Below are 5687 nucleotides of genomic sequence, written 5' to 3'. Positions count from 1 at the left end.
GTGTGAGTGTTGGTGCGGCGGCGTGCTACTCTCCCACACCCTGCCGGGTGCAGTACCATCGCCGTGCCGGGCCTTAGCTTCCAGGTTCGGAATGGGACTGGGCGTCTCCCCCGGGCCATGGCCGCCGCAAGACTATGTTGTTTTATCCTCCCCGCTGTGGCGGGGGTGTGGTTCCCGTGGTTCGGGGACCGGACAGGGACGCGAGCGGGCTGTTGCCTCGCTTGGTTCTTCGATCGCCCGTGACCCGCGGTGACTGCCGCCGGCAGGGGCTCCAAGGGGGCCTCCCCGAGCCTGGGGAAGGTCGTTCATGCGTTCGACCGTTAGTACCGGTCCGCTCCGCCCCTCGCGGGGCTTCCACGTCCGGCCTATCGACCTCGTGTTCTACAAGGGGTCTCACGGCGCCCCGAGGGCGCCAAGGAATCCTAATCTCGGAGGGGGCTTCCCGCTTAGATGCTTTCAGCGGTTATCCCAACCGAACGTAGCCAACCGGCCGTGCCGCTGGCGCGACAACCGGCATACCAGAGGTTCGTCCACCCAGGTCCTCTCGTACTATGGGCAGGGCTCCCCAGGATTCCAACGAGCGCAGAGGATAGAGACCAAACTGTCTCACGACGTTCTGAACCCAGCTCGCGTGCCGCTTTGATCGGCGAACGGCCGAACCCTTGGGACCTGCTCCAGCCCCAGGATGCGACGAGCCGACATCGAGGTGCCAAACCATCCCGTCGATATGGACTCTTGGGAATGATCAGCCTGTTATCCCCGGGGTACCTTTTGTCCGTTGAGCGATGCCGCGCCCGTGCGCCGGCACCGGATCACTATCACCGACTTTCGTCCCTGCTCGGACCGCCGTCCTCGCAGTCAAGCCCCCTTGTGCGATTGCACTCGACACCCGCTTGCCAAACGGGCCGAGGGGACCGTTGCGCGCCTCCGTTACTCTTTGGGAGGCAACCGCCCCAGTTAAACTACCCGCCAGGCACTGTCCCTGATGAGGATGACTCATCGAGGTTAGACGTCCAATCCGGACAGAACGGTATTTCACCTTGCGGCTCCCGCGGGGCTGGCGCCCCACGATCAAAGCCTCCCGCCTATGCTACACAATCCGAACCGAACGCCAATACCAAGGTATAGTAAAGGTCCCGGGGTCTTTTCGTCCTTCTGCGCTTAACGAGCATCTTTACTCGTACTGCAATTTCGCCGGGCTCCTGGTCGAGACAGTGGGGAAGTCGTTACGCCATTCGTGCAGGTCGGAACTTACCCGACAAGGAATTTCGCTACCTTAGGATGGTTATAGTTACCACCGCCGTTTACCGGGGCTTGAATTCACCGCTTCGCCACAAGGGCTGACGGATCCTCTTAACCTTCCGGCACCGGGCAGGCGTCAGTGCATATACAGCGGCTTGCGCCTTCGCATGCACCTGTGTTTTTGGTAAACAGTCGCTACCCCCTGGCCTGTGCCGCCCCCCAAGGCTCCGCCCGCATGGGGCCTCACCCGAGGGGGCCTCCCTTATGCCGAAGGCACGGGAGCGTTTTGCCGAGTTCCTTGACCAGGATTCGCCCGATCGCCTTGGTATGCTCTACCAGACCACCAGTGTCGGTTTCGGGTACGGGCGGCACGCGCCCTCGCACGGAGGCTTTTCTCGGCAGGGAGGATCACCGGATTCGGCCCGAAAGGGCCCCACCGTCGCGCCTCGGCCACATGCCCGGCGGATAGCCTGCCGGACGGCCCGCACGCTTGGCCACGGAAAACCACCTCCGCGGCCGGCTACCTCCCCGCGTCACCCCAGTGCTGCCCTACTGCCGTCCCAGCCGCACGCAACCCACGCACGCGGGAAGCCGAAGCAACCCACGGCACGCAAGCCCATGCATCGGAAACGGTCTCGGACCGGACGGTCGCGAACCGGTAGGAGAATATCCACTCCTTTATCCATTCGACTACGCCTGTCGGCCTCGCCTTAGGACCCGACTCACCCAGGGACGACAAGCGTGGCCCTGGAACCCTTGGTCATCCGGCGCGCGGGATACCCACCCGCGTCTCGCTACTCATGTCTACATTCTCACTCCCCCCGCGTCCACGGCAGGCTCACGCCGCCGCTTCGCCCACGGGGGGACGCTCTCCTACCCAGCGCCAACAGGCGCTGCCGCGTCTTCGGTGGTGTGCTTGAGCCCCGCTACATTGTCGGCGCAGGACCACTAGACCAGTGAGCTGTTACGCACTCTTTCAAGGATGGCTGCTTCTGAGCCAACCTCCTGGCTGTCTATGCGACCCCACATCCTTTCCCACTTAGCACACGCTTGGGGACCTTAGACGACGGTCTGGGCTGTCTCCCTTTCGACGACGGAGCTTATCCCCCGCCGACTCACTGCCGCGATGAAACCTGAACGGTATTCGGAGTTTGGCTGAGGTCGGTACCCGCAACGGGCCCTCGGTCATCCAGTAGCTCTACCCCCGCCAGGCAAGAACGCGACGCTGCACCGAAATGCATTTCGGAGAGAACCAGCTATCACGGAATTTGATTGGCCTTTCACCCCTAGCCCCAGGTCATCCCCCCGGTTTTCAACCCAGGTGGGTGCGGTCCTCCACGCGGTCTTACCCGCGCTTCAACCTGCCCAGGGCTAGATCATCCCGCTTCGGGTCCAGGACATGCGACTCAAACGCCCATTAAGACTCGCCTTCGCTACGGCTCCCCCACACGGGTTAGCCTCGCCACACGCCACTGACTCGTAGACTCATTTTTCGATAGGCACGCCGTCACCCGCCCGAAGGCAGGCCCCGACGGTTCGCAGGCTCACGGTTTCAGGATCTGTTTGACTCCCCTCCCGGGGTGCTTTTCACCTTTCCCTCACGGTACTAGTACGCTATCGGTCGCACGGGAATATTCAGGCTTACCCGACGGTCCGGGCAGATTCACACGGGGTTCCACGAGACCCGCGCTACTCGGGAAACATGACACGGAGACGGCATGCCTTCGCCTACGGGGCCATCACCCACTGCGGCCAGGCTTCCAAGCCTGTTCGGCCGGCACGCCGTTTTATCACTCCGCCCCGCCGCTCCGGCAACGGGACGCACGCTCCCACGACACCCCATGCGCAACCCCCGGAGGGTATCGCGCGCACAAGGTTTAGCCATCCTCCGCTTTCGCTCGCCACTACTCACGGAATGTCCTTTCCTGCAGGTACTGAGATGTTTCACTTCCCTGCGTACCCCCCACGCCACACGGCATGGTACCCGCCCATGACGGCGGGTGGGTTCCCCCATTCGGAAACCCCCGGATCAAAGCCAGGCTGGCGGCTCCCCGGGGCATATCGCTGCCTCCAACGTCCTTCATCGGTCCCATGCGCCAAGGCATCCACCATGAGCCCATACCGGCATGACGACCCCCGCCCCAAAGGGCGGGAACCACACCGGGCTCGCGAGAAGACCCCACGAAGGGGCCCCTAAATAATGCCAGACGACAATCATCACACTGACGATCACAAACGATCGACCCCGGCGGCAGACAAACCGCCGGGAATCAGGAAAAATCACAACGAGACACCGGCCACCCGAAACAGGGAGGCCGGACGCTCGCTCGCGTCCACTATCCAGTTCTCAAACCACGGGCCCGCGCCCACACGACGACCACCGGCAAACACCGGCGCGCCAGGCGGGCGGGACGGGCTGCACGACACACGGCCGCGGCCCGGGAACCCAAAAGCACGTCCCATGCCACCCACCCCAGGGAACGACCCCACGGGGCGAGACAAGCCACCATCCGTTCCGCAGCCAGCAATGCACGCGCGCCCACCCGCCCGCAAAGGCAGGAGACACAGGCGCGCAATGATGAAAAGAAAACTCCATAGAAAGGAGGTGATCCAGCCGCACCTTCCGGTACGGCTACCTTGTTACGACTTAGTCCCAATCACCAGCCTCACCTTAGACGGCTCCCCCCACAAGGGTCAGGCCACCGGCTTCGGGTGCTGCCGACTTTCATGACTTGACGGGCGGTGTGTACAAGGCCCGGGAACGCATTCACCGCGGCGTTGCTGATCCGCGATTACTAGCGACTCCACCTTCACGGAGCCGGGTTGCAGGCTCCGATCCGAACTGAGACCGGCTTTCAGGGATCCGCTCCGCCTCACGGCATCGCACCCCGCTGTGCCGGCCATTGTAGCATGCGTGAAGCCCAAGACGTAAGGGGCATGATGATCTGACGTCATCCCCACCTTCCTCCGAGTTAACCCCGGCGGTCCCGCGCGAGTCCCCGGCACTACCCGCTGGCAACACGCGGCGAGGGTTGCGCTCGTTGCGGGACTTAACCCAACATCTCACGACACGAGCTGACGACGACCATGCACCACCTGTGAGCCCGCCCCGAAGGGAAGCCGCGTCTCCGCGGCCGCCAGGCACATGTCAAGCCTTGGTAAGGTTCTTCGCGTTGCATCGAATTAATCCGCATGCTCCGCCGCTTGTGCGGGCCCCCGTCAATTTCTTTGAGTTTTAGCCTTGCGGCCGTACTCCCCAGGCGGGACGCTTAACGCGTTAGCTCCGACACGGAACCCGCGGAACGGGCCCCACATCCAGCGTCCACCGTTTACGGCGTGGACTACCAGGGTATCTAATCCTGTTCGCTCCCCACGCTTTCGCTCCTCAGCGTCAGTGACGGCCCAGAGACCTGCCTTCGCCATCGGTGTTCTTCCCGATATCTACACATTCCACCGTTACACCGGGAATTCCAGCCTCCCCTGCCGCACTCAAGCCCGCCCGTACCCGGCGCAGACCCACCGTTAAGCGATGGGCTTTCACACCGGACGCGACGAACCGCCTACGAGCCCTTTACGCCCAATGATTCCGGACAACGCTTGCACCCTACGTATTACCGCGGCTGCTGGCACGTAGTTAGCCGGTGCTTATTCGAAAGGTACACTCACTCACGCTTGCTCCCAATCAAAAGCGGTTCACGACCCGAAGGCCTCCATCCCGCACGCGGCGTCGCTGCATCAGGGTTCCCCCCATTGTGCAATATTCCCCACTGCTGCCTCCCGTAGGAGTCTGGGCCGTATCTCAGTCCCAATGTGGCCGGTCGCCCTCTCAGGCCGGCTACCCGTCGAAGCCTTGGTGGGCCGTCGCCCCGCCAACAAGCTGATAGGACGCGACCCCATCCCATTCCGCAAAAGCCTTCCCGACCCCCCATGCGAGGGGGCGGAGCATCCGGCATTACCACCCGTTTCCAGGAGCTATTCCGGAGAATGGGGCAGGTTGGTCACGCATTACTCACCCGTTCGCCACTCTCACCCGCAAGCAAAGCCCGCGGGATCCCGTTCGACTTGCATGTGTTAAGCACGCCGCCAGCGTTCGTCCTGAGCCAGAATCAAACCCTCCACGAAAAAACCATGGAAGAGCCGAACGGCTCCAAAATAAAGAAACGACGAAAAAACCAAACCCCATGAAACACACGGGGAAAGGCCATCGCACTAAAACCGGGACGGGATCAAGCCCACCGGCACCCACGCACAAACGGCGCAGGCCCCGCCCCACTGGCAATCAAATGACTTGTAAAGTAGCACAAAACACGCTCTTGAGTTCTCAAACCACCACCACACACGAGGCAAGACGACCGGACCCAGCCGGCCGCCGCCCCTCGAAGCAGCAAGAGAAGAACATACACCACCCCCCGCAAAAACACAAACCACCCACAAACCCACACCCC

General features: G+C 62.6%; 3 rRNA genes. All 3 read right to left on the bottom strand.

The window, feature by feature from the left end:
• Positions 1 to 12: 12 nt before the first annotated feature.
• Positions 13 to 129: ribosomal RNA gene (gene rrf / locus CLV65_RS08600) — 5S ribosomal RNA — on the bottom strand.
• Between the two features lie 171 nt (positions 130 to 300).
• Positions 301 to 3374, bottom strand: a 23S ribosomal RNA gene (locus CLV65_RS08595).
• Positions 3375 to 3840: 466 nt separating this feature from the next.
• A 16S ribosomal RNA gene (locus CLV65_RS08590) occupies positions 3841 to 5364 on the bottom strand.
• The 16S, 23S and 5S rRNA genes sit together here, the layout of an rRNA operon.
• Positions 5365 to 5687: the final 323 nt, after the last annotated feature.

Source organism: Pseudoscardovia suis (assembly GCF_002797875.1).
In the GTDB taxonomy this organism is placed as follows: Bacteria; Actinomycetota; Actinomycetes; order Actinomycetales; family Bifidobacteriaceae; genus Pseudoscardovia; species Pseudoscardovia suis.
The sequence above is the reverse complement of the archived record's forward strand: the minus strand, read 5'-3'. Positions and strand labels throughout refer to the sequence as shown.